Origin of the sequence: Hyunsoonleella jejuensis, from assembly GCF_900111025.1 — a bacterium.
Taxonomy (GTDB): Bacteria; Bacteroidota; Bacteroidia; order Flavobacteriales; family Flavobacteriaceae; genus Jejuia; species Jejuia jejuensis.
On sequence record NZ_FOFN01000002.1, the window covers coordinates 295,708 to 317,019 of the forward strand.

25 protein-coding genes are annotated in these 21,312 nt (G+C 33.6%); 10 read left to right on the top strand and 15 right to left on the bottom strand.

What is annotated here, in order from left to right:
* Nucleotides 1–88 precede the first annotated feature (88 nt).
* From BMY39_RS07990 to BMY39_RS08015, 6 genes are all read left to right on the top strand, one after another.
* Entirely contained in the window at nucleotides 89–583 is a 495-nt protein-coding gene (locus BMY39_RS07990) for a DoxX family protein (RefSeq protein ID WP_092578370.1), read from the top strand.
* Nucleotides 580–1,071 (top strand): hypothetical protein, encoded by a 492-nt coding sequence (locus BMY39_RS07995; RefSeq protein ID WP_092578373.1) that lies wholly within the window; start codon nucleotides 580–582, stop codon nucleotides 1,069–1,071. Before BMY39_RS07990 ends, BMY39_RS07995 begins: the two co-directional genes overlap by 4 nt.
* A 10-nt stretch (nucleotides 1,072–1,081) precedes the next feature.
* Nucleotides 1,082–1,471, top strand: a complete 390-nt coding sequence (locus BMY39_RS08000; protein ID WP_143064754.1) for a hypothetical protein — start codon at nucleotides 1,082–1,084, stop codon at nucleotides 1,469–1,471.
* A gap of 5 nt (nucleotides 1,472–1,476) precedes the next feature.
* The gene (locus tag BMY39_RS08005) at nucleotides 1,477–2,358 is read left to right on the top strand and encodes a GIN domain-containing protein (protein WP_092578378.1); all 882 of its coding nucleotides are present in this window, start codon (nucleotides 1,477–1,479) and stop codon (nucleotides 2,356–2,358) included.
* A gap of 129 nt (nucleotides 2,359–2,487) precedes the next feature.
* Nucleotides 2,488–2,961, top strand: coding sequence for a hypothetical protein (locus tag BMY39_RS08010; RefSeq protein ID WP_092578380.1), 474 nt, complete (start codon nucleotides 2,488–2,490; stop codon nucleotides 2,959–2,961).
* Between the two features lie 95 nt (nucleotides 2,962–3,056).
* On the top strand, nucleotides 3,057–3,674 hold the full coding sequence (locus BMY39_RS08015; RefSeq protein ID WP_092578382.1) for a YqaA family protein: 618 nt from the start codon (nucleotides 3,057–3,059) through the stop codon (nucleotides 3,672–3,674).
* 96 nt (nucleotides 3,675–3,770) lie between these two features.
* On the opposite strand, the gene BMY39_RS08020 is transcribed toward BMY39_RS08015, so the two are convergent.
* Both BMY39_RS08020 and BMY39_RS08025 read right to left on the bottom strand, forming a co-directional pair.
* A complete protein-coding gene (locus BMY39_RS08020) occupies nucleotides 3,771–4,151 on the bottom strand; it encodes a hypothetical protein (protein WP_092578383.1) in 381 nt (126 codons plus the stop codon).
* A gap of 19 nt (nucleotides 4,152–4,170) precedes the next feature.
* Entirely contained in the window at nucleotides 4,171–6,279 is a 2,109-nt protein-coding gene (locus BMY39_RS08025) for an elongation factor G (RefSeq protein ID WP_092578385.1), read from the bottom strand.
* Between the two features lie 233 nt (nucleotides 6,280–6,512).
* On the opposite strand from BMY39_RS08025, the gene BMY39_RS08030 reads away from it, so the two are divergent.
* Nucleotides 6,513–6,800 carry a DUF3817 domain-containing protein gene (locus tag BMY39_RS08030; protein WP_177176571.1) on the top strand — a complete coding sequence of 96 codons (288 nt, stop codon included), beginning with the start codon at nucleotides 6,513–6,515 and terminating at the stop codon, nucleotides 6,798–6,800.
* On the top strand, nucleotides 6,800–8,092 hold the full coding sequence (locus tag BMY39_RS08035; protein ID WP_092578387.1) for a mechanosensitive ion channel family protein: 1,293 nt from the start codon (nucleotides 6,800–6,802) through the stop codon (nucleotides 8,090–8,092). Before BMY39_RS08030 ends, BMY39_RS08035 begins: the two co-directional genes overlap by 1 nt.
* 54 nt (nucleotides 8,093–8,146) lie before the next feature.
* Here BMY39_RS08035 and leuB read toward each other — a convergent pair whose 3' ends face one another.
* The 6 genes from leuB to BMY39_RS08065 all read right to left on the bottom strand — a co-directional run bounded on the left by leuB (nucleotide 8,147) and on the right by BMY39_RS08065 (nucleotide 14,435).
* Entirely contained in the window at nucleotides 8,147–9,202 is a 1,056-nt protein-coding gene (gene leuB / locus BMY39_RS08040) for a 3-isopropylmalate dehydrogenase (RefSeq protein ID WP_092578390.1), read from the bottom strand.
* A gap of 17 nt (nucleotides 9,203–9,219) precedes the next feature.
* The gene (locus BMY39_RS08045; protein ID WP_092578392.1) at nucleotides 9,220–10,740 is read right to left on the bottom strand and encodes an alpha-isopropylmalate synthase regulatory domain-containing protein; all 1,521 of its coding nucleotides are present in this window, start codon (nucleotides 10,738–10,740) and stop codon (nucleotides 9,220–9,222) included.
* Nucleotides 10,741–10,827: 87 nt separating this feature from the next.
* Nucleotides 10,828–11,427, bottom strand: a complete 600-nt coding sequence (gene leuD / locus BMY39_RS08050) for a 3-isopropylmalate dehydratase small subunit (RefSeq protein ID WP_092579177.1) — start codon at nucleotides 11,425–11,427, stop codon at nucleotides 10,828–10,830.
* A 94-nt stretch (nucleotides 11,428–11,521) separates the two neighbouring features.
* Nucleotides 11,522–12,928 (bottom strand): 3-isopropylmalate dehydratase large subunit, encoded by a 1,407-nt coding sequence (leuC, locus tag BMY39_RS08055; RefSeq protein WP_092578394.1) that lies wholly within the window; start codon nucleotides 12,926–12,928, stop codon nucleotides 11,522–11,524.
* 218 nt (nucleotides 12,929–13,146) lie between these two features.
* On the bottom strand, nucleotides 13,147–13,530 hold the full coding sequence (locus tag BMY39_RS08060; RefSeq protein ID WP_092578396.1) for an acyl-CoA thioesterase: 384 nt from the start codon (nucleotides 13,528–13,530) through the stop codon (nucleotides 13,147–13,149).
* 17 nt (nucleotides 13,531–13,547) lie between these two features.
* Nucleotides 13,548–14,435 (bottom strand): DUF72 domain-containing protein, encoded by an 888-nt coding sequence (locus BMY39_RS08065; RefSeq protein ID WP_092578398.1) that lies wholly within the window; start codon nucleotides 14,433–14,435, stop codon nucleotides 13,548–13,550.
* A 116-nt stretch (nucleotides 14,436–14,551) separates the two neighbouring features.
* On the opposite strand from BMY39_RS08065, the gene BMY39_RS08070 reads away from it, so the two are divergent.
* A complete protein-coding gene (locus tag BMY39_RS08070) occupies nucleotides 14,552–14,968 on the top strand; it encodes a glyoxalase (RefSeq protein ID WP_092578402.1) in 417 nt (138 codons plus the stop codon).
* A gap of 7 nt (nucleotides 14,969–14,975) precedes the next feature.
* On the opposite strand, the gene BMY39_RS08075 is transcribed toward BMY39_RS08070, so the two are convergent.
* From BMY39_RS08075 to BMY39_RS08095, 5 genes are all read right to left on the bottom strand, one after another.
* The gene (locus tag BMY39_RS08075) at nucleotides 14,976–15,770 is read right to left on the bottom strand and encodes a cation efflux transmembrane domain-containing protein (RefSeq protein WP_092578404.1); all 795 of its coding nucleotides are present in this window, start codon (nucleotides 15,768–15,770) and stop codon (nucleotides 14,976–14,978) included.
* A gap of 12 nt (nucleotides 15,771–15,782) precedes the next feature.
* Nucleotides 15,783–16,466, bottom strand: a complete 684-nt coding sequence (locus tag BMY39_RS08080) for a DUF2461 domain-containing protein (RefSeq protein WP_092578406.1) — start codon at nucleotides 16,464–16,466, stop codon at nucleotides 15,783–15,785.
* Between the two features lie 253 nt (nucleotides 16,467–16,719).
* Nucleotides 16,720–17,622 (bottom strand): mechanosensitive ion channel family protein, encoded by a 903-nt coding sequence (locus BMY39_RS08085; protein ID WP_092578408.1) that lies wholly within the window; start codon nucleotides 17,620–17,622, stop codon nucleotides 16,720–16,722.
* A gap of 52 nt (nucleotides 17,623–17,674) precedes the next feature.
* Nucleotides 17,675–18,178, bottom strand: a complete 504-nt coding sequence (locus BMY39_RS08090; protein WP_092578410.1) for a Dps family protein — start codon at nucleotides 18,176–18,178, stop codon at nucleotides 17,675–17,677.
* Nucleotides 18,179–18,592: 414 nt separating this feature from the next.
* On the bottom strand, nucleotides 18,593–19,369 hold the full coding sequence (locus BMY39_RS08095; protein ID WP_092578412.1) for a tRNA pseudouridine synthase A: 777 nt from the start codon (nucleotides 19,367–19,369) through the stop codon (nucleotides 18,593–18,595).
* A 95-nt stretch (nucleotides 19,370–19,464) separates the two neighbouring features.
* Between BMY39_RS08095 and BMY39_RS08100 the strand changes: the two genes are divergently transcribed.
* On the top strand, nucleotides 19,465–19,884 hold the full coding sequence (locus BMY39_RS08100) for a hypothetical protein (RefSeq protein ID WP_092578414.1): 420 nt from the start codon (nucleotides 19,465–19,467) through the stop codon (nucleotides 19,882–19,884).
* A gap of 12 nt (nucleotides 19,885–19,896) precedes the next feature.
* Here BMY39_RS08100 and BMY39_RS08105 read toward each other — a convergent pair whose 3' ends face one another.
* Both BMY39_RS08105 and hisIE read right to left on the bottom strand, forming a co-directional pair.
* Nucleotides 19,897–20,586, bottom strand: coding sequence for a hypothetical protein (locus BMY39_RS08105; RefSeq protein WP_092578416.1), 690 nt, complete (start codon nucleotides 20,584–20,586; stop codon nucleotides 19,897–19,899).
* Between the two features lie 120 nt (nucleotides 20,587–20,706).
* Nucleotides 20,707–21,300 carry a bifunctional phosphoribosyl-AMP cyclohydrolase/phosphoribosyl-ATP diphosphatase HisIE gene (gene hisIE, locus BMY39_RS08110; protein WP_092578419.1) on the bottom strand — a complete coding sequence of 198 codons (594 nt, stop codon included), beginning with the start codon at nucleotides 21,298–21,300 and terminating at the stop codon, nucleotides 20,707–20,709.
* Nucleotides 21,301–21,312 lie beyond the last annotated feature (12 nt).

Here is a 21,312-nt window from a genome sequence, read left to right on the forward strand (position 1 = left end):
AATCGTATTTTAAGTCCTCCTAATACTATTTAAGCCGTTCAATACATCTGAATGTTTCAAATTTGCTCTGTCGAACAAAAAACGAAACATGATGAAAATTCTAAAATTATTAATTACACCTAATACCCAGACGCACTGGCTTGCAGATCTAGCTTTTGGAACTATTAGGTTTATCTGCGGAATACTTTTGGCTATAGATTTCGGTGCCTCAAAGTTTGGAATGCCTTGGACACCAAGCCACAGGAACTTAAATTTGTTTGAAGTCACTGCATGGTTTCCTGAAGATGTTGCTTCCTATGGAGGTGTTTTTGCCATTGCCCCAATATTTTTCGCATGGATGGGTGCTTTTAGTGAAGCCGTTGGAGGTATTTTTTTTGCACTAGGTTTAAACACTAGAATTTCAGCATTTCTTATAATGTGTACAATGCTTGTCGCCATTTTTATGCAAAAATGGGGAAATGGCACTTGGCATATGCTACCTGCAATGGGTTTTCTATGGGTATCTATTTATAACCTTTACTTAGGTTCTGGACGCTTCGGAATCGATTATTTAATCAATAAAAACTTAAAAAAAACATCATGAAAACTTATTTAACAATACTAACAATACTTCTAATTATAGGAGTAAATTTTGGACAAGCAAAAATTTCTATATCTGATTTTAAAATGCTGAATAACACCTCTTGGGAGGGCAAATTAACCTATAAAAATTATAGCGATAGTAAGTTAGTATCCATTCCAACTACAATGCAGATTCAAGTAGCTGATAACGCATTAGTCCAAAAATTGCAATATACCTACGAACCTGAAGAAAATATAACTTCAAAAACTAAGATAAAGAAAAAAGGAGCTTACTTAGGAAAACAAAAAGTGATTGAAAAAATAGCAAATAAGGATGGCATATTAAAAATCGTCACCATGGCAAAAGGTAAAGATGCCAACAAAGAAGCAACCCTATACTTCACTTATGAAATTACTTCGAACACGTTCAAAACCATTAAGGAAGTTCAGTTTGATGGCACTAACGAACGCATTGTTCGAAATACCTATAGTTACACAAAAATTAATTAAAACTTAAAAAATGAAAACAATTATTCATATCGTAATACTAATTTTCCTTCTTATGTTGACTGGCTGCGTTCAAGAGACCCATACAAAAACCATAAAGTTTAAGTTGGACATGCGGCAGGTAAAATCTAGCGCTGATGTTGGTGTAAGAGGTACAACAAAACCTTTGTCTTGGGGAAAAACCTTCTACTTAACAGATACTGATAATGATAGTATTTATGAAGGCATAATAGAACTAAATTCTGCGAACTTTGGCATAGAATTTAAGTTCGTAAATCAGAATGACCAGTTTGAGCTTCAAGACCAAAACAATCGTACCATAAAATTTGAGTACAAACCCGAAACCATGCTCTACGAGGCGGTATTTAACAATCCATACGGTAAAACATCACTATTAAAATAAAAATTATGAAAAAAATTGCTCTGATGCTAATACTTGTTGCAGCAACAGGATTAGCCCAAATTAAAGGAAATGGAACTATTGAAACCAAAATATTTCCATTGGAAAATGTAAAGCAAATTAAAATAAATCTTTACGCCAACGTTACCATAGACGCAAAGGCAAACGAGGAATTAACCATTGCAACCGATGAAAATTTATTTGATTTAATTGATAAGGAAGTTGTAAATGGTGTCTTGTATTTAAATCAAAAAAAATGGATTTCGCCATCTAAAAAACCAATAATTACAATCGGGGCGCCTTATTTATATCGTGTAGAACAAGGCACACATGATACCACAAAAATTATAAATGTGGATAATGAGGAACTCCGTGTTATTGCTCCCGTAGGCAAGGTGTTTATTGAAGGGAAAACTAAAGAATTACGTTTAGGCTCTGAACTTTCCACTATTGATGCTTCTAAAATAAAAGCAGAAAAGGCATTTATAAACCTTTGGAGCCGTGGTACCGTAACAGTAAATGCCACCGAACACGTTTGGGCAAAAGTCTCAAATAGCGGTAAACTTATTTTAGTTAATGAGCCAAAGTCCAGAAACATTAAAACAGATAAAAATGATTATAATACTGAGATAGCATCTGAAACAGCTCTCCCTAGGTTCATTAAGTTTAAAATTAGAAACAATAGCTTGAATCGCCATAACTTCTTTGTTGTAGGTCCAAAACCTAATGGAACTAAATTTGGTTACGGATTTCCTTTAATGCCACGAGCTCTTAGAAAAGAAAACTGGACTACTGGCACAAAAGTTTATAAAGTGAATAAACTAGGCTTTAGAAAGTTATTGGTAACCATTAGTGCAGACGATGAAAATAAAATAGTAGACCTTTTCTAATAAAAGGTAGTTATACATTAAATATATAATGCCATTCTGAATATTGTTTAATCTAATAATATATTCAGAATGGCTTTGCTTTGTGATATAAATTGGTCTGTTTATCTTTAGCACAAATCAAAAACAGAAATGAAAGCCGTAAATCTCCCTGAAATAAAAAAAGAGTTAAACATGCTTTCAAGTGATGAATTGCAGCAACTCTGCCTACGTTTGGCGCGTTTTAAAAAAGAGAATAAAGAGTTATTGACGTATTTGCTTTTTGAATCGCATAATGAAAGTGGATACATTGCTACTGTAAAAATATTTATGGATGAAGAGTTTGAATTGATAAATACCAACAACTTTTATTACATCAAAAAAAGTATTCGTAAGATCTTACGAAACGTAAAAAAGTTTATCCGCTACTCACAACAGAAAGAAACTGAGGTTGAACTCCTACTCTATTTTTGTGGAAAACTTAAAGATTTTACACCAAGTATAAAACGTAGCACGCAATTGGTGAACATGTATGAAAGACAACTTTTACTAGCTAAAAAAACCATAGCCAAACTCCATGAAGATTTACAGTATGATTATAACTTGATGTTGGAGGATATGGAATAATTAAGACATAATAAAAGTTAAATATTCTCAAATTAACATTAAATATTTCCGCCTTTTACTTTACGGAGTTATATTTGTTGTCCCCATAAAGGACAATGAAGCAAAAACCTAAAGTTAAATCTGAAAAGTCGCGTTTGCAACTATTGCATCAGTACTACTCGTATACGGGTTTTTACGCTTTTGTATGGCAAGCTATAAAAAAGGCTTTACCATATATTATTGGAGCAATAGCCATAATTTATATAGTAAACCACTTTTTTAATATTAATGAAGCCTTAATTAAATTAACTGAAATACTTCCATCTCATGGCGTATTAAGTTTCTTTTTTGTTTCTGAAACACTTTTAGGACTAATCCCTCCAGAGATATTTATTGCTTGGTCTGGTAAAATGCCCAACCCTTGGGGTTATTTAAGTATTCTTGCTGTATTATCATATACTGCCGGTCTATTGGCATATCACTTAGGGAAGATGATTACTAAAATCCCTTCTGTTCACAACTATTTAGAAGTTAAAATGAAAAAGCAGTTAAAAAACTCGAGAAAATGGGGCGGTTTTCTAATAATAGTTGGTGCACTTTTACCACTTCCTTTTTCAATTTCCTGCATCGCTGCTGGCATCATCAAGTTCCCTTTTAAAATTGTTGCATTATTTGGGGCTTTACGATTGTTGCGATTTGTGATTTACGGATTGGTTATTTTCAATGTGTTGTGATTACAGTTTCTCACAGTAGATTTTTAATGGAACTATAGCACATAAAAAAACCAGAACATAAATTCTGGTTTTTCATGAATTAGTTTAGTTATAGTATTAGAGCCATTCTCTAAAATAGTCCATCATTTCCTCCTTTAAGTCATAATGCAGTTTAATATAAGTTCGCATATCATCTTTTAAGGTGTGCTGTTCGTTTTGTAAACGTCCATCAATATTCTCGTTATAATCAGCTTTATTAATATTTGCCATTTTATTTCTGCAGCGATGCATTAGTTTTGAAATGGCATTCTTTTCAATCATTACTCTATTTTGAAAATTTTCAAGAGGTACCGTAGCTCGTTTTCCAAACTCGCGCCCTGCAATTTCCTCTAGTTTTTCTTCAAAGGTTTCCATTTCATTAAAATGAAAACGTAACTCTCTTTTCCAGGTTTCTAAATTAAATCTTAGATCACTTAAATAATTTGCTTTAGTTATCATGGTTATTATTCTTTATAAATTATACTTCTTCCTTTACTAATTGATTCTGAATGTTATTAGGTACTGGTTGGTACGACGAAAATTTAGAACTAAATGTAGCTTTTCCCTGCGTTAAAGACCGTAAATCGGTTGAATAGCCGAACAACTCAGCTGCTGGAATAGTACATTTAAGTATCTGATAATTGTTTGCAGTATCAAAACCCTGAATAATGGAACGCCTTGATTGTAAGTCGGTCATCACATTACCTACCATATCTTCCGGAACTTTAACCGTTAATTCATTTGTGGGTTCTAACAATTTAGGATTTGCATTTAGGAATGCTTCCTTAAAAGCATGTGCTCCAGCAATTTTAAAGGATATATCGTTAGAGTCCACCGAGTGCATTTTACCATCATAAACCATAACTCGCACATCTCTAATATAAGATCCCGTAAGAGGCCCTTCTTCCATAACTTCTAAAACACCTTTCATTACGGAGGGTAAATAGCGTAAATCTATTACACCTCCAACTATACAATTATAAAACACCAATTTACCGCCCCAAGGTAAATCTACCTCTTCTTTTCCTCTAATATTGAAACCTTCAGGCTCTGGAATACCTTCATACCATGGTTCTATTTTTAAATGTACCTGAGCAAACTGTCCCGAACCACCAGACTGTTTCTTATGACGATAATTAGCAGTGGAGGACCGTTGAATAGTTTCCCTATATTTAATCTTTGGTTTCTTATAGGTGACTGTAATATTGTAATGATGTTTTAAACTCCAATCAATCGTTGCTAGATGCAATTCGCCTTGACATCCCAATATTTGCTCCTTAGACTCTTTAGAATACGTTATTAGTACTGTTGGATCTTGCTTATGAATACGTTTAAGCGCTTCACTTAACTTTTCATCGTCTGCTTTGTTTTCAACGCTCACAGCTTTACTAATCCTGGGTGCAGGATATAAAATAGGTTTTATGGTAATTGGAATATTGCCACTATATAGAGTGTCGTTGGTCTCGGTAACCTTAAGCTTTAGTGTAGCACCTATATCTCCAGTGGATAGTTTATTAACGGAATGTCTTGTCTTCCCATCCATAATAAATAATTGGTTAATCACTTCTTCTTCATCCGTTCTAGAGTTTGTTAACCTATCATTGATATTCACCTCTCCTGATTTTACCTTAAAAAATGTAATTTGACCAAGATTTGCCTGGTACAATGTTTTAAATACAAACAAAGAGGTTGGTGCATCTGGTTTGGGCATTATAGATTCGCCCTCTAAACTCTGCTCAGGTTTTAAATCGGCTGCCGCAGGCGCAACATTATCAATAAATCCCATAAGTCTGCCACTTCCCATATCCTGTAATGCAGAAACACAAAATACAGGGAATAAATCATGGTTTAGCATACCAGCCTTGATACCTTGACGCATTTCATCTTCGTTGAGCGTACCTTTTTCAAAATACAATTCCATTAATGCTTCATCGTTTTCTGCAGCTTTTTCTACCAACTCATTATGTAAATATTCCGCTTTCTCCTTTTCATTATCAGGTATTTGGATTTTTTCTGGTTTTCCGCCATCAGGTCCAAATTTGTAGCATTTCATCTTTAAGACATCGATAATACATTGAGAGCCATCAATTTTTAAAGGGTATTGAATCTGTACAACATTATTACCAACAAGCGTTTTTATGCTATCATAAGCTTCGTCGAAATTACAATCTGCACTATCGATTTGATTTACAATAAACAAGGTTGGTTTATTGTATTTATCTATATAATTCCAGATAATTTCTGTGCCAACCTCTACTCCATGTTTTCCGTTTATCACGGTAGCTATTGTATCTCCCACTCTTATAGATGAAATAATCTCTCCTATGAAATCGTCCAACCCTGGAGTATCAATAATATTAATTTTGTAATTCCGCCACTCTGTATGAATGGGTGTTGCGAAAACCGATGCTTGCCTTTCATGTTCTATATCATGATAATCGGCTACCGTATTATTATCCTCAATAGTACCGCGCCTGTTAATAAGTCCAGCCTCAAACAACATAGTTTCAGCTAATGTGGTTTTACCACTGTTGTGGGCTCCTACAAACACCACGTTTTTAATGTGTTTATGGTCAAATATTTTCATTGGTTTTATATTTTAGTGTTGTTGGTAATATTTTTATTGTGTAGAACAGAAGTGTAAAACTTTAAAGATGTTATAAAGCTACATTCTATTTTTATAAAAAAACATGACTAATGTTAGCTACTTAATTTTGAAGTGATTAATCTTTATAATTAGTATTGCAATGGTTAATATAAAAATGTGTATCCATAGCTTTATTTTGGTCCATCTGCCTTATTTTTGCATAAATTTCATCTATGTTTTCAATTATAAATATTTTCAGAATTGTAGCTTTTTTAGAAGGTGTATCTTATGTATTATTGCTTTTTATAGCTACACCCATTAAATATGTAGCTAACGATCCACAATATGTGAAGCTTTTGGGAATGCCCCACGGATTATTGTTTGTGGCTTATTGTGCGTTAGCATTTCTTATAAAATCAGACCTCAAATGGTCTCAAAGAACATTTGGAATTGTACTTTTAGCTGCAATCATTCCATTTGGCACATTCTATATCGATAGAAAATATTTGAAAATTGCATGATGATTCAAACTAACACCAAAACCGAAGAAAACATAGAACAATCTTTAGATTTAAAGCGACTAATTTTTGAAAAGCTTATAGATTTTGGTGTGTCTGAAGAAGTAGCTGCATATTTAAATATGTTAGTGCTTTTGGTTGGCTTATTAATCATTATCTTCTTGATTGATATTGTTATTAGAAAACTACTCATTAGTGCTTTTAATCAATTTGCAAAACGTTCTAAGACAAATTTTGATGACCTTTTAGTTAGCAATAAAGCACCAAGAAACATTGCGCACATAATACCATTATTAATCGCTATAGAGTTTGTGCCTGATGTTTTTACTGATTTTTACAATTTCGAGATTATTGTTGAAAAAATCTTGAAAGTATTTGCGATTGTATTAACATTATGGATTGCTAGGAGTCTTTTACATACAGTTAGAGACTATTTAAAAACGCTACCAAGGCTTAAGGATAAACCCATAGAAAGCTATATACAAGTGTTTATGATTTTTGCTTGGTTGGCAGGTGTCATGTCCGCAATAGCGATTATTACCGGTATCCCTTTTTTAAAATTTCTTACAGGGTTGGGTGCTATATCTGCCGTAATCATATTAGTATTTAAAGACACTATTTTAGGGTTTGTCGCCAGTATCCAAGTATCGATAAACGATATGTTACGAATTGGAGATTGGATCACATTTGAGAAATATGGCGCTGATGGTGATGTAATTGAAATTACCCTTGCGACTGTAAAAGTGCAAAATTGGGATAAAACAATCACCACGATACCAACGTATGCTTTAATTTCTGATTCCTTTAAGAATTGGCGTGGTATGACAAGTTCTGGTGGTAGGCGTATAAAACGTGCTGTAAATATTAAACAACATTCTATTAAATGTCTTTCAGAAGCTGACATTGAATCACTTAAGAAAATTGAACTTATAAGGTCATATCTAGAAAAACGACAACAGGATATTACTGAATTCAACACGTCACATAACATTAATAAAAGCATGCCATTAAACGGTAGAAATCTCACGAATGTTGGTGTGTTTAGAAAATATGTGCAAACGTATATTGAACGCCATTCGGCCGTTAATAAGGATATGACAATTATGGTGCGTCAATTGGCACCAACTTCACAAGGCTTACCTATTGAAATTTATGCTTTTAGTACCGATAAACGCTGGGTAAACTACGAATATATAATGGCTGACATTTTTGATCATGTTCTAGCAGCGGTTCCTTATTTTGGTTTAGAAATTTTTGAATACCCCTCAAGTATTACGCTAAACACGGAAAAATAAAAAACCCTATGAATAAAAACTCCATAGGGTAATAAAAATTTATCTTTTAGAAGTCTATATATTATTTGCCAACCAATCGCCTACTTCACTTGTGCCATATGACTTACCACCATCTGCTAAATCTTCAGTAACCACACCTGCGTTTAGTGCATCATTTACCACATTTCTAATAGCTTTACCCTCTTCTAATAATCCGAAGTTTTCAAACATCATAGCAGCAGATAATACGGTTGCCATAGGATTAGCAATGTTTAAACCTGTTGCTTGAGGATAAGATCCGTGGATTGGTTCAAACAAACCTATATCAGACCCTAAAGAAGCTGATGGCATTAATCCCATAGATCCAGAAATTACAGAAGCTTCATCGGTTAAAATATCCCCAAATAAGTTTTCAGTAATTAATACATCATAACTATTTGGCCATTGTACCAAACGCATAGCAACGGCATCCACAAATTCATAACTTACTTCAACCTCAGGATAATCTTTCTCCATAGCTTGCACGGTCTCTCTCCACAATCTAGAAGTTTCTAAAACATTAGCTTTGTCTACACAACATAACTTCTTAGAGCGTGTCATAGCCAACTCAAAACCTTTTTTTGCTAAACGCTGTACTTCAGCCCTTGTATAAACACAATTATCATAAGCAGTTTCACCTTCTTCTCTTCTGCCCTTTTCCCCAAAATAAATACCTCCGGTTAATTCACGTAAAAACACTAAATCTGTACCTTCAATTCTTTCTTTCTTTAATGGTGATTTATCCAATAACGAAGGAAATGTAAATGTTGGCCTCACATTAGCAAACAAGCCTAAAGCTTTACGCATTTTTAATAATCCTTGTTCTGGCCGCACCTTTGCTGATGGATCGTTATCAAATTTTGGGTGACCAATAGCGCCAAATAATACTGCATCGCTACTTTTACAAATTTCATGCGTTTCATCTGGATAAGGCTCTCCTACAGCATCAATAGCTGCTGCACCAGTTAATGCTGGTTTCCAGTTAATTTCATGTCCAAATTTCTTAGCAACTGCATCACTAACTTTTACAGCTTGATCTATGACTTCTGGCCCTATGCCATCTCCCGCTAAAAGCGCTATATTTAATTTCATGTGTTTGGTATGTATTCTTAATTAACAATAATATTTAGCATTTTTTCCGTGGCCTTAATCGCAGAAACTGTTTGGTCACTGTCCAAGCCTCGGGTTTTAAATTCTTTATCAGGGTTTCTCCAAGTGATAATGGTTTCGCACAACGCATCAGAATTACTTCCAGGTGGAATCCTTACTGCATAATCAATTAAATTAGGTAGTAATATCTTCTTTCTTTTGAATATGTTCTTGACGGCATTCATGAAAGCATCGTATTGCCCATCCCCTTGTGCATTTTCTTCAAATATTTCATCCTCAATAGTTATAGATACGGTCGTGGATGGCTTCAACCCCTTAGAATGTGTTAATACATAAGAGTTTACCGTTACCTTTTCTTCATAAGTCCTGTCTAAAACATCTGAAATTATGTATGGTAAGTCCTCTTTAGTAACCACTTGTTTTTTATCACCTAATTCAATAATACGCTGGGTAACCTTCTTTAAATCCTCATCATTTAATTGCAAACCTAACTGTTGTAAATTCTTCTGGATATTTGCTTTTCCAGAAGACTTTCCTAAAGCGTATTGACGTTTCCTTCCAAAACGCTCTGGCATTAAATCACTAAAATATAAATTCTTTTTATTGTCTCCATCAGCGTGAATTCCAGCAGTTTGAGTAAATACATTTGCGCCAACAATAGGTTTGTTTGCAGGAATCATTACACCTGAAAAATTCTCAACTAATTTACTTACAGTGTACAATACTTTTTCATTTACACCCATTTCAATCTCAGGCATAAAATCATTAATCACTGCAATAGTACTGCTCATAGGTGCATTTCCAGCACGTTCGCCCATACCATTTACAGTTAAATGCAAACCATCTGCACCAGCTTTTAGACCTTCCATGGCATTGGACACGCCCAAGTCGTAATCGTTATGTGCATGAAAATCAAAATGTAAATCTGGATATTTATCCTTTATTTCTCTTATAAAATCAAATGATTCTTTAGGCGTTAAGACACCTAATGTATCAGGTAGCATGATTCGGGCAATATTTTGTGTTTTCAAAAACTCTAAAAACTCATACACATAGTCTTTAGAATTTCGCATACCATTACTCCAATCTTCTAAATACACATTAGTTATAATAGCATTTTTAGTTGCTAAATCAATTACCTCTTTAACTTCTTCAAAATGCTGTTTAGGCGTCTTTTTAAGTTGATGGGTTAAATGATTTAATGACCCCTTAGTTAATAGGTTTTGAACCTTTGCTCCTGCTTCAACCATCCACTTAATGGACACGCCTTTATCCACAAAAGTTAACACTTCAACTTTATCTATATAGTTGTGTTCAGCAGCCCAATCTGTGATATCTTTTACCGCTTGAAATTCTCCTTCAGACACTCTTGCTGAAGCAATTTCAATACGGTCTACCTTCAATTCCTCCAATAAAAGTTTAGCAATAGTTAATTTTTCCGACGCAGAAAACGATACAGTAGAGGTTTGCTCACCGTCTCGTAACGTCGTATCCATTATTTCTATTCTCCTTTTGCCCATTGAAGGTTTTTACAAATTCACAAAAAGCATTTCATAATCAAATGGAATGCTTTTCACAGTTAATATGTTTTTTGATGTGCCAACACACTAGAAAGGTCTTGTTTCAGCAAATGCTCTCACTTCTTCTTGCATATTTTGAAGATAATCAATATCATCAAAACCATTTAGCATATTGCCTTTTTTGTATCCATTGATATCAAAAGATTCAGATTCTCCAGTTGATAATAAAGTTACTGTTTGGTTTGGTAAATCTACTTTTATTTCTGTTTTAGGATCTGCTTCAATAGCATCAAATAATTTTTGAGAAAAATCAGCTGAAACTTGAACAGGCAATACACCTATGTTCAAACAGTTATTTCTAAAGATATCTGCAAAAAAGGAAGAGATAACACAACGTAATCCGAAATCGTAAACCGACCATGCTGCATGCTCTCTTGAAGATCCAGAACCGAAATTCTTACCTCCAACTAATATTTTAGAACCTTCATATTTTTTGTCATTCAAAGGGAAATCTGCAATAGGATTGCCTTCAGAATCGTATCTCCAATCACGGAAAAAATTATCTCCAAACCCTTTACGCTCCGTAGCTTTTAAAAAACGCGCAGGAATGATTTGATCGGTATCCACATTTTCTATTGGAAGCGGATATGCTGTACTTGTTAAAACTTCAAATTTATCGTAAGCCATGTTATTTTTGCTTTTGGCCATTAGCTATTCGCTATTGGCTAACTAGTATTTTTATTCTTGTGCTGATGGCAAAAAGCCAACCGCTAACAACCATTTAAGCTGTTACTTTAATTAATGTTCTTGGGTCGGTTACCACACCTTCAACCGCAGTAGCTGCTGCTACTAGCGGAGAAGCCAATAAGGTTCTAGAACCCGGTCCTTGACGTCCTTCAAAATTACGGTTAGATGTAGATACTGCTAATTTCCCTGCAGGTACTTTATCATCGTTCATTGCTAAACATGCAGAACAACCTGGCTCCCTTAACACAAAACCAGCTTCTTCTAAAATCTTATCTAAACCTTCTTCTTTTATCTGATCCACAACTTTATGCGATCCTGGAACTAACCACGCTGTAATATTATCTGCTTTTTGGCGACCTTCAACAATAGAACAAAATGCTCTAAAATCTTCAATACGTCCGTTTGTACACGATCCTAGGAATACATAGTCTACTTGTTTTCCAATCATATCATCACCTTCATTAAACTTCATATAGCCTAATGATTTTTTATAGGTTGCAACACCTCCCTGAACATCTTCTGCCATAGGTATAGATTGCGTTACACCCATTCCCATACCTGGATTTGTTCCGTAGGTAATCATAGGCTCAATATCGGCGGCATTGTAATTAAACTCTACATCGAATTCAGCATCATCGTCAGTTTTAAGCGTTTTCCAATATGCCATCGCCTTATCCCAATCTGCCCCTTTTGGTGTGTGTTTTCTACCTTTAATGTACTCAAAAGTTTTTTCATCAGGAGCAATCATACCGCCACGAGCCCCCATCTCAATAGATAGGTTACAAACCGTCATACGGCCTTCCATAGACATGTTTTCAAAAACATCACCAGCATATTCTACAAAATATCCTGTAGCACCAGAAGTTGTTTGTTGCGAAATAATGTATAACGCTACATCTTTAGGTGTTACGCCAAAACCAAGTTCTCCATTTACATTAATACGCATTTTCTTTGGCTTAGGCTGCATAATACATTGTGTAGACAATACCATTTCAACCTCAGAAGTACCAATACCAAAAGCAATAGCACCAAAAGCACCGTGTGTTGATGTATGCGAATCTCCACAAACAATTGTTGAACCAGGTAATGTAATACCATTTTCAGGTCCTACAATATGCACTATACCGTTGTTTCTGTGACCTAATCCCCAATGCGAAATACCATATTCGGCAGCATTATTTGCTAATGCTTCAAGTTGGTTTGCAGATAGCGGATCGGCTACTGGCAAATGTTGGTCCCAAGTTGGTGTGTTATGGTCGGCAGTAGCAAAAGTACGCTCTGGGTACATCACGCCAATTCCTCTTTGTTTTAGTCCAACGAAAGCCACAGGACTTGTAACTTCATGTATAAAATGACGATCAATAAAAAACACGTCAGGTCCATCTTCTATTTTTCTAACAACGTGAGAATCCCACACTTTGTCAAATAATGTCTTACTCATAAATAATAAAGGTTTGTTTTTGAATAATATCGAAACCCGTTTTAAGTTCCAATTTATTACAGTTTACAAAGTTATAGTTAATTACATTTATTCAAAAGATTAGAGCACATTGTTATTTTATTTTTATAAAATATACAATGGAGCGCACATTAACTGAATTTTATGCAACAAAATCGAAAAATTGATTGTAATTTTTAAAGAGCAACAGTAACTACCTTTTACAATCTGTCTTTTACATACTCAACTTGTGTTTTTCCATGAGGTAAAACCTTGCCATCTGGCCCAATATTTACCATTACAATATTAGAAATAGTGATGATGGTTTCTCGCGTTCTCATATTTCTAACCTCGCAACTCAAGGTTAAGGAAGCTCTACCAAATTTTATAGCTTTAATACCAATTTCAATTACATCACCTTGTTTTGCAGATGATTTAAAGTCTATTTCACTAATGTATTTTGTAACAACTTTTTGATTTTCTAATTGAACAATACTGTATAGGGCCGCTTCTTCATCTATCCATTCTAAAAGACGACCTCCAAAAAGAGTTCCGTTTGCATTTAAATCTTCTGGTTTAATCCATTTTCTCGTATGAAATCTCATAATTATTATTTAAGTCTTTAAAATAATGTTTTTTGGGAATCTTCATTAGGTATGGCTAAATTGCAACCAAGTACCTTATTTAATTCTTTAATAAAATAAGCAGATAGTAATGGTGATTCTTTTTCAATATTTTGATGTACGAAAAAATCAATCTCTTTAATACCTTGCGCCTTCCAAAGCTTTAAACGCTCTACCCAATCGTCTAATCGCCTATAATCACTTTGATGGTTTGCTCCTACATAACGCACAAAAGCTGTAGCATTTGTTAATCGCATATGCATTAAATCGCGCCTGCCAGCAGTATCTACAATTACGTTTGAAATGTTATTGGTCTCCAAAAGTTGATATAAATCTTCAGCAATTGCTTTATCGTTATACCAGTCCGTATGTCTAAACTCTATAGCGAGGGGGATTTTCTTTGGCCAACTTTCTGCAAAACGCACAACACGATCAAAATCTTTAGGTTTAAAATTACTGTGCATCTGTAAAAATATAGTACCTAATTTTTCTTTTAAATTTGAAGCGTTATACAAATAGTGCTCTACCACTTCGTTTGTATCGTTTAGTAGTTTCCAATGGCTGATTTCTTGGTTTAGTTTTGGGAAAAATTTGAATCCTTCAGGAGTTTTATCATACCAAGTAGAAAATTGTTCTGCAGGAAATATTCTGTAAAAGGTAGCATTGAGCTCTATAGAGTTAAATTGCCTTGAATAATATCCTAATTCATCTTTAGTTCCTCTTGGGTAAAATCCTTTTAAGTCTGCCCTGTTCCATTTGGCACAACCCACATATATCTCAGGAATATTGTCATCTTTAACAGCGTTTAAAACACGTTTGGTTTCTGGGTGATCTTTTGGTAATGTAAAATCTATATCTTGTGGATTATTAACACTTCCGAATTTCATTTTAAATTTTTTCTAAAGATAAAAAACTTCGATGTTAATAACCTCGTTAACAATTAAGAATCGATCCTGAAATTTCAAGGTTTTTATTTCGATACTTTTATTGAAAATCTCCATAAATGGACTCTAGAGCATTCAACCTAAAACAAATCCGTCCTGAAATTTTAAGCGCTACTATTAAGGAAAATATGAGTACCGACGAACGTTTTCAAAATTTGGTGTTGCGCCCCATTATTAAATTTCAAAATGACCTGTTAATTGCAGTATTTAAAAACTATATCACCAAACACAAATCGGTGTTTTATGATTTGTCTTTGGAAAAGCGTATGCTTTACATTGAAAACGCTATTCAAAAAGACATGAAACTGCGTAATTCCATGAAAGGGATGATTATCGGTTTGTTTACAGTTGAAGACTACGAGATTTACATTCAAAATTCTTCTGCGCTAAACAAGCGTATGATGACGATTGTAAAAGAGCGGTTATTGAGCCATATTCAGCTGTTTGAGAGACCTGAGGTTTTGGTCGCAGTTTAACGTATTTTTATTTACTCAACTTTAAAATCCGTAATGCACCTTGAATAACCAGAACGAAAACTATGGTGCCTATTATTAAATCTGGCTTGCTAGAATTTAACCAATTTACCAATATTCCTGCGATGATCACTCCTAAATTGATAATCACATCGTTAGATGTGAAAATCATACTTGCTTTCATGTGTGCCTGGTTCTTACTTTTTGATTTTTGCAAAATATAAAGGCAAATTGCATTTGCAATAAGCGCAAATATGGATACAACAATCATTGTGGAAAAATTAGGTAGTTGTTCCGCCCCAAAAAACCGTCTTAGAACTTCAATAAATCCTATCACTGCCAAGGTTATTTGAAAATAGCCAGCAATTTTTGCAATTTGTTTTTTCCTAATCAATGTTCCGCCAACAGCCAACAAACTTAAGCCATATACAAAACTATCGGCAAGCATATCTAAACTATCAGCAACAAGCCCCATAGATTTAGAAATAAACCCTGTGGCAATCTCAATAATAAAAAACACAAAATTTATAGTAAGAACAGTCCAAAGTAGTTTTCTCTGACTCGTGTTTTCGTTGAGATTTATGTCTTCAGATTTTTCGCTGGATATTTTTTTTCCTCCTAAATTCAAATCGAGAATTGAGGTTTCAATAAGTTCAGCATCATCATGATGGTATACGGTTAATCTTCGGTTTGGTATATCAAAATGCAAATTCACGACACCTGCAATACCATCTAACTTCATACGGATAAGATTCTCCTCAGAAGGGCAATCCATTTTAGTAATCTCAAAAATTGTTTTATTCATTAAAAAAAATTCCTAATCAATCAAAGACACTCCATTCAAATCGGTAGTTAGTACATCACTCATATAATCAAAAAATAGGCGAATAGTTTTAAAAGCGTAATCAACTTCCGTTAAAAAACTAGCATCTAAAACTTCTTTGTCTGTATATTTTTTAGTGAAGATGTACTGCTTCTTTTTAATCAAATCTATCGCTGGATGCTCTTTACTAAAGCCCTTGGGTGCAGTTTTAACTTCATCACCAACAAATGAATCACCCCAAATCGAATTAAATTTTTTATTTGCCAAAATCTCGCGAATTTCAGAATCATCCATTCCAAATTCTTTACGAATACGTAATAAATCTTCTTTAGCAGGTTCCCAAAAGCCTGTTGCTATAAAACTTTCGTTATTTGGTTGTATATGTAAATAATAACCACCTCTTAGTCGTGGTTTTGTTCTGTGAAACGATCCGCCAAAATGCGTTTTGTATGGCAACTTATTTTTTGAAAAGCGGACATCACGATATATTCTGAATATTTTAAGTTTATCAATGTCATCGTGCTTTTTCAAATTCTCAAAAACAGCATTGTAAAATAATTTTACTTCGCCTTCAATAGCCTTAAATTCAGGTTTATGGGCATTAAACCAATCGCGATTATTATTCTTTTCTAATTTTTTAAAAAATGTAAAGATTGACTTTGGCACGGATACACTCATGAGGTTCTCGATTTTAATAGAAACCTAAAAATACAAAAAGTCTCAAGTTACCTTGAGACTTTTTTATTTATCTTAACTCGAAATAGCTATTTCATAGCATCATATTTTTGGTTTTGATACTTATAGAATCTTCATCGTAATACGCTACATCAAAATTCCATTTTCATATGAAGTAGAAATTATGTTTAGTTCTTGATTTCTTATTTCATTTCATCGTCAACATCATACAATGCATCTCGTGCATTTTTAATAGTTAATTACTATTTTGTTCTTCATTTACGAAAGAGTTGTCTAAAGCCAATTTATTATCGAATTGCAACGTTGTAATTGGGAATGGAATATTAATATTAGCTTTATCGTAAGCTTTCTTAATTTCTATAATAGCTTTAGTCTTAGCCTTCAATTTTTCCAACATGCTTTCAGCATCTATCCAAAACCTGCACATGTAGTTAATAGAACTTCCTCCAAATTCGGTATAATAAAATTCCACCTCATCTGGATCATTAACCTGCTCAAATTTGTTGGCTATTGTTTCTTTTGTCAAACGCTCTACTTCTTCTAAATCAGATTCATATCCAACACCACATTCAACCACCACTCTCATTCGGGTTGTAAGTGAATAATTTTTAAGTGGATTTTCTAAAATCATTTTATTTGGTATAATTACTAAGTTGTTGTCTGCTTGTTTCAACACAAATTCTTTTAAATTTACATCAACAACTTCTCCCGAAAAGCCATTGGTTTCTACCCAATTACCCAATTGAATTCGTTTTCTAAACGATATTACAACTCCCGCAAATGTATTTGAAAGTGTACCTTGCAGCGCTAAACCTATAGCTAAACCTGCAACACCGGCACCTGCCAATAATGAGGTTAACATTTTGCTCAAGTTTAATATACCTAAGGCTAAGAATAATCCTGCGGCAACTACTGCCACGGCAGATATTTTAGCAATGATTTTTGCAATTGATTTTTGGTTGACACGTTTTTGAACCAATTTTAATACAAACTTCCTAGTGTAGCGCGCTACAAAATAAGCTGTAAACATTACTACGATTGCGAGTATTAAATTTGGTATATTTTGTATAATTGCACTTAACCATCCTTCTAATTTTTCTATAAGTTCGGTAAATGCTTTTCCTATTGTACTTTCCATTTTTTTCTAAATTTTAATTCTTGTTATTTTTCTTAATACTTTCGATAAGTTATTAAGCTTCAACAATATTATCCTTTAGGTTTTCAGAAGTTTTCTTTGACCAAGCATTTAGCATCCAACTAGATTTTTCTAATTCTCTAATATAGGCACCTATAAGGTCTATAGTACCTTCATCAGAAATGGCTTCGGCTTTTTCAATAACTTTTCCCATCTGTTTCAAAAGAAGTTTGTGATCGTCCAAAGTCTCATCAACCATGTTTTGGTCAGATTTCAATGGTGCCTCCTCTAGGATTGAAGATGTTTTTAAATAGTCTTCTAATTTACTCATAGGATGGTAGCGTAACGTTAAAATACGCTCAGCAATTTCATCAATTTTTACTTTGGCATCATTGTACAATTCTTCAAACTTTTCATGCAAGTCAAAGAAATTTTTTCCAATAATGTTCCAATGTTTACTTCTTAATTTTTGATAATACACGTGGTAGTCGGCTAATAAAACATTTAATTCCACCACCACAGGCATTAGTTCTTCATCATTCATGTTTAAATAGCTCATAATTTTATTTTTTTGTTTTTAATTTCATTATATAAACTATAGGATATCTTAAAAATGTCAAGCGGTTTAACAGGCTTTAACCCTAATGGTTATTTATTAACATAATTTTAAGTTAAAAAACCTATAAACTGTTAAAGGTTTTTAAGAAGAAAAGGTATCGTGACACTACACACTCTTAGACCGCGCTCAGGCTAAATAAGTTGGGCTTTCACCCTTCGCACTCTGCGATAGGTACACACAACTTTGGCCTGTCATGAGCTCAGTCGAAGCACTAAATTCCAAACGCAGAATCCCATATAGGTTGCTTAAACGGAAAAGGTGTTCAAATTTGTTTTTCAACTATCAGAAAACAAGCTGAGAGTAGTTTATTAAAAAGTTTTTTAATTTCACAGCGATTATTATCGGCTGTTCACATTATTCAAATTCCACAGAATTCAAAATCAGTCCAGAGGCAGGTGCGATATAATCCATTTTAATTTTACTATCAGGAATAAAACTCTCCTCTATATCTTTAAGTGTTAAATTTCCTTTCCCCAAATCAATCAAAGTTCCCATCATTAATCGAATTTGATTTCGCATAAACCCTTTACCTTTTACCCTTAGAATGTATGATTGTTCTGGAAAATAACTGGCAGTGTAAATATGGTTTTCTACTAGTTCGCATGTTACAATCTCTCTGATATAAACGCCATTTTCAGTAGGCTTATAGCAATAACTCCATAAATAATGTTCACCTTCAAAAAGTTTAGCGCCATGTTTCATAATATCAATATCCAAATCATCTAAAATAGTAGTCATTATAGGTGCACAAAACGGATGGCATTTTTCACCAAACGTAAACAAATACAAATATTCCTTGACTTTGGAATTCTGAATAATATTAAACTCAGCATTTACCTCTTTAATACTTAAAGCTCTTATATCTTGAGGTAAATTATAATTGAATAGCGCTAAAAACTCAGTTTCGTTTCTTATGGGTTCTTTTAAAAATAACTCAAAAGCAGCATGCTCTGCAGAAACCATTGCATCCGTTCTTCCCGAAGTTAATGTTTTAAAATATTTACCTTCCATAATGTAGTTAAGGGTACGATCTACCATAAGATGTAACGTTTTTACATTTGGTTGCTTTTGCCACCCATGAAAACGATAGCCTAAATATTGAATATCTACAACGTAAAAATACTTCTTCATTATTCCTTAAAGAAAATGGAAAGTAATCTATTTATCTATTGTGGCAAAAAATTTATAAATTGTATTATCATTTACTAACTAAAAACTATAAAATTATGTTGAATTCTACATCAAGCAAACCGCCAATTTGGTTTTGGATTGTGAGTATTATTGCTCTTATTTGGAACGGCATGGGCGTAAATGCCTATTTACAACAAGCGTATGATACCGAAAGTTATCGTGCCATGTATTCACCAGAACAACTTGAAATTGCAGCCAACATGCCCGCTTGGGTTACCGCTGTTTTTGCTATTGCTGTTTTTGGGGGCGCTTTAGCGGCCATTGGACTATTACTTAGAAAATCATGGTCTGTTAAATTATGGTACCTATCATTGTTAGCGGTTATTGTACAAATGGGATACATTTTAATTAATGGCTACGCCTCTAGTATTGGAATGACTATAATGATAATTGTACTGGCTTTCTTTTTTGTATGGTTTGCAAGAAAATCTGAAGCAAACGGATGGCTCAACTAAATTAACCTTAAACTAATTCCTAGAAATGAAGGTGCTTTTCGGATTAATTAAAGCAATATATCGTAACAGAGCATATATAAAAATAGAGATAGCAATAATCTCAAAAGATTCCTCTATGGTATAAAACATTGCATATTCTATATTTTCTTGACCATAAAGTTCGTGATGTCTTCCTCCAAAAAGCTCTATCCCTACTGCACCAAAAACGAATAAAAAACCAGAAACCAAAAATAAGTTTCTGGTTTTCTTTTCTAGTTTGTATAAAAATGGAATAAACTTAAACAATAATAGCAGCCCAAGAATACCGTACGGAATAACCCAACTATAATATAAAAGTCCTGTTAAATTAAATTGACTTCTAAAGACCATAATAGTTCTTTCATGAATTTCGACAGATTCATCAATAGACATATATAAAAAAATGATACTTAACCAAAGCCAAGAGGCATTTCCTTTATTCAACCTTTTTACAGAAATATTAATATAATACGTTAAAATAGAAGCTGTTAATAGTATCAATGAAGAATATAAAGTTGATATACTTGTTTCACTATTAAAACTAGTTGCATTGGAAATATGAGTTACCAATCGATTGCTATAGCTAAGCTTTAGCCATATACCAACACAATTAAATACGAGTAAAATAAAAAATAACCATAGTAACCACTTTAAAACTAAACGTGGTGAGTAATATATGGTCATAATTTAATAATTGAATTCTTACAAATATAAAAAAAATAAATACAGTCTTTTTATTATCGCTTAATTTTTGAACCCATGCAATAATATTAATAAATAATATGGTGTATGAAAGCGATGGGGCTACTTATGCCTCCCTTTTAATTCCTCTTCAATATCTTTTAGGGTAAAACCTTTTGCTTGCAGCAACATTAAGTAGTGAAATAATAAATCTGCCGACTCATATAAAAATAATTCATCGTTGTTGTCCATAGCCTCAATAACAGTTTCTACGGCCTCCTCACCTACTTTTTGAGCTACTTTATTGATGCCTTTTGAAAACAAACTAGCTACATAAGATTTCGCAGTATCTTTATTCGCAACCCGTTCTGTAATTACATCTTCCAAGGTTGAAAAGAATCCATAAGATGGTGTGTTTTCTTCTCCCCAACAATTACCTGTTCCTTTGTGACACGTTGGTCCCACTGGATTTACTAAAACCAACAAAGTATCATTGTCACAGTCATTCTTAATACCTACTAAGTTTAAAAAATTACCACTTTCTTCCCCTTTAGTCCATAAACGTTGTTTACTTCTACTGAAGAAGGTTACTTTTTTGGTTTTCAAGGTTTTTTGATAAGCTTCTTCGTTCATGTAACCCAACATTAATACATTTTTTGTTGTAGCATCCTGAATTATTGCTGGAACTAAACCTTTATCGTCATATTTAATTGTCATAATCATTGCTTA

Bases quoted from the DNA above. Each gene is read 5' to 3' on its own strand.
- leuB (WP_092578390.1), bottom strand. From the start codon at position 9,202: ATGAAATTAAATATAGCGCTTTTAGCGGGAGATGGCATAGGGCCAGAA.
- BMY39_RS08010 (WP_092578380.1), top strand. From the start codon at position 2,488: ATGAAAGCCGTAAATCTCCCTGAAATAAAAAAAGAGTTAAACATGCTT.
- hisIE (WP_092578419.1), bottom strand. From the start codon at position 21,300: ATGACAATTAAATATGACGATAAAGGTTTAGTTCCAGCAATAATTCAG.
- leuC (WP_092578394.1), bottom strand. From the start codon at position 12,928: ATGAGTAAGACATTATTTGACAAAGTGTGGGATTCTCACGTTGTTAGA.
- BMY39_RS08015 (WP_092578382.1), top strand. From the start codon at position 3,057: ATGAAGCAAAAACCTAAAGTTAAATCTGAAAAGTCGCGTTTGCAACTA.
- BMY39_RS08070 (WP_092578402.1), top strand. From the start codon at position 14,552: ATGGACTCTAGAGCATTCAACCTAAAACAAATCCGTCCTGAAATTTTA.
- BMY39_RS08035 (WP_092578387.1), top strand. From the start codon at position 6,800: ATGATTCAAACTAACACCAAAACCGAAGAAAACATAGAACAATCTTTA.
- BMY39_RS07990 (WP_092578370.1), top strand. From the start codon at position 89: ATGATGAAAATTCTAAAATTATTAATTACACCTAATACCCAGACGCAC.
- BMY39_RS08030 (WP_177176571.1), top strand. From the start codon at position 6,513: ATGTTTTCAATTATAAATATTTTCAGAATTGTAGCTTTTTTAGAAGGT.
- BMY39_RS08045 (WP_092578392.1), bottom strand. From the start codon at position 10,740: ATGGGCAAAAGGAGAATAGAAATAATGGATACGACGTTACGAGACGGT.
- BMY39_RS08000 (WP_143064754.1), top strand. From the start codon at position 1,082: ATGAAAACAATTATTCATATCGTAATACTAATTTTCCTTCTTATGTTG.
- BMY39_RS08005 (WP_092578378.1), top strand. From the start codon at position 1,477: ATGAAAAAAATTGCTCTGATGCTAATACTTGTTGCAGCAACAGGATTA.
- BMY39_RS08075 (WP_092578404.1), bottom strand. From the start codon at position 15,770: ATGAATAAAACAATTTTTGAGATTACTAAAATGGATTGCCCTTCTGAG.
- BMY39_RS08060 (WP_092578396.1), bottom strand. From the start codon at position 13,530: ATGAGATTTCATACGAGAAAATGGATTAAACCAGAAGATTTAAATGCA.
- BMY39_RS07995 (WP_092578373.1), top strand. From the start codon at position 580: ATGAAAACTTATTTAACAATACTAACAATACTTCTAATTATAGGAGTA.
- BMY39_RS08020 (WP_092578383.1), bottom strand. From the start codon at position 4,151: ATGATAACTAAAGCAAATTATTTAAGTGATCTAAGATTTAATTTAGAA.
- BMY39_RS08100 (WP_092578414.1), top strand. From the start codon at position 19,465: ATGTTGAATTCTACATCAAGCAAACCGCCAATTTGGTTTTGGATTGTG.
- leuD (WP_092579177.1), bottom strand. From the start codon at position 11,427: ATGGCTTACGATAAATTTGAAGTTTTAACAAGTACAGCATATCCGCTT.
- BMY39_RS08090 (WP_092578410.1), bottom strand. From the start codon at position 18,178: ATGAGCTATTTAAACATGAATGATGAAGAACTAATGCCTGTGGTGGTG.
- BMY39_RS08025 (WP_092578385.1), bottom strand. From the start codon at position 6,279: ATGAAAATATTTGACCATAAACACATTAAAAACGTGGTGTTTGTAGGA.
- BMY39_RS08085 (WP_092578408.1), bottom strand. From the start codon at position 17,622: ATGGAAAGTACAATAGGAAAAGCATTTACCGAACTTATAGAAAAATTA.
- BMY39_RS08105 (WP_092578416.1), bottom strand. From the start codon at position 20,586: ATGACCATATATTACTCACCACGTTTAGTTTTAAAGTGGTTACTATGG.
- BMY39_RS08065 (WP_092578398.1), bottom strand. From the start codon at position 14,435: ATGAAATTCGGAAGTGTTAATAATCCACAAGATATAGATTTTACATTA.
- BMY39_RS08095 (WP_092578412.1), bottom strand. From the start codon at position 19,369: ATGAAGAAGTATTTTTACGTTGTAGATATTCAATATTTAGGCTATCGT.
- BMY39_RS08080 (WP_092578406.1), bottom strand. From the start codon at position 16,466: ATGAGTGTATCCGTGCCAAAGTCAATCTTTACATTTTTTAAAAAATTA.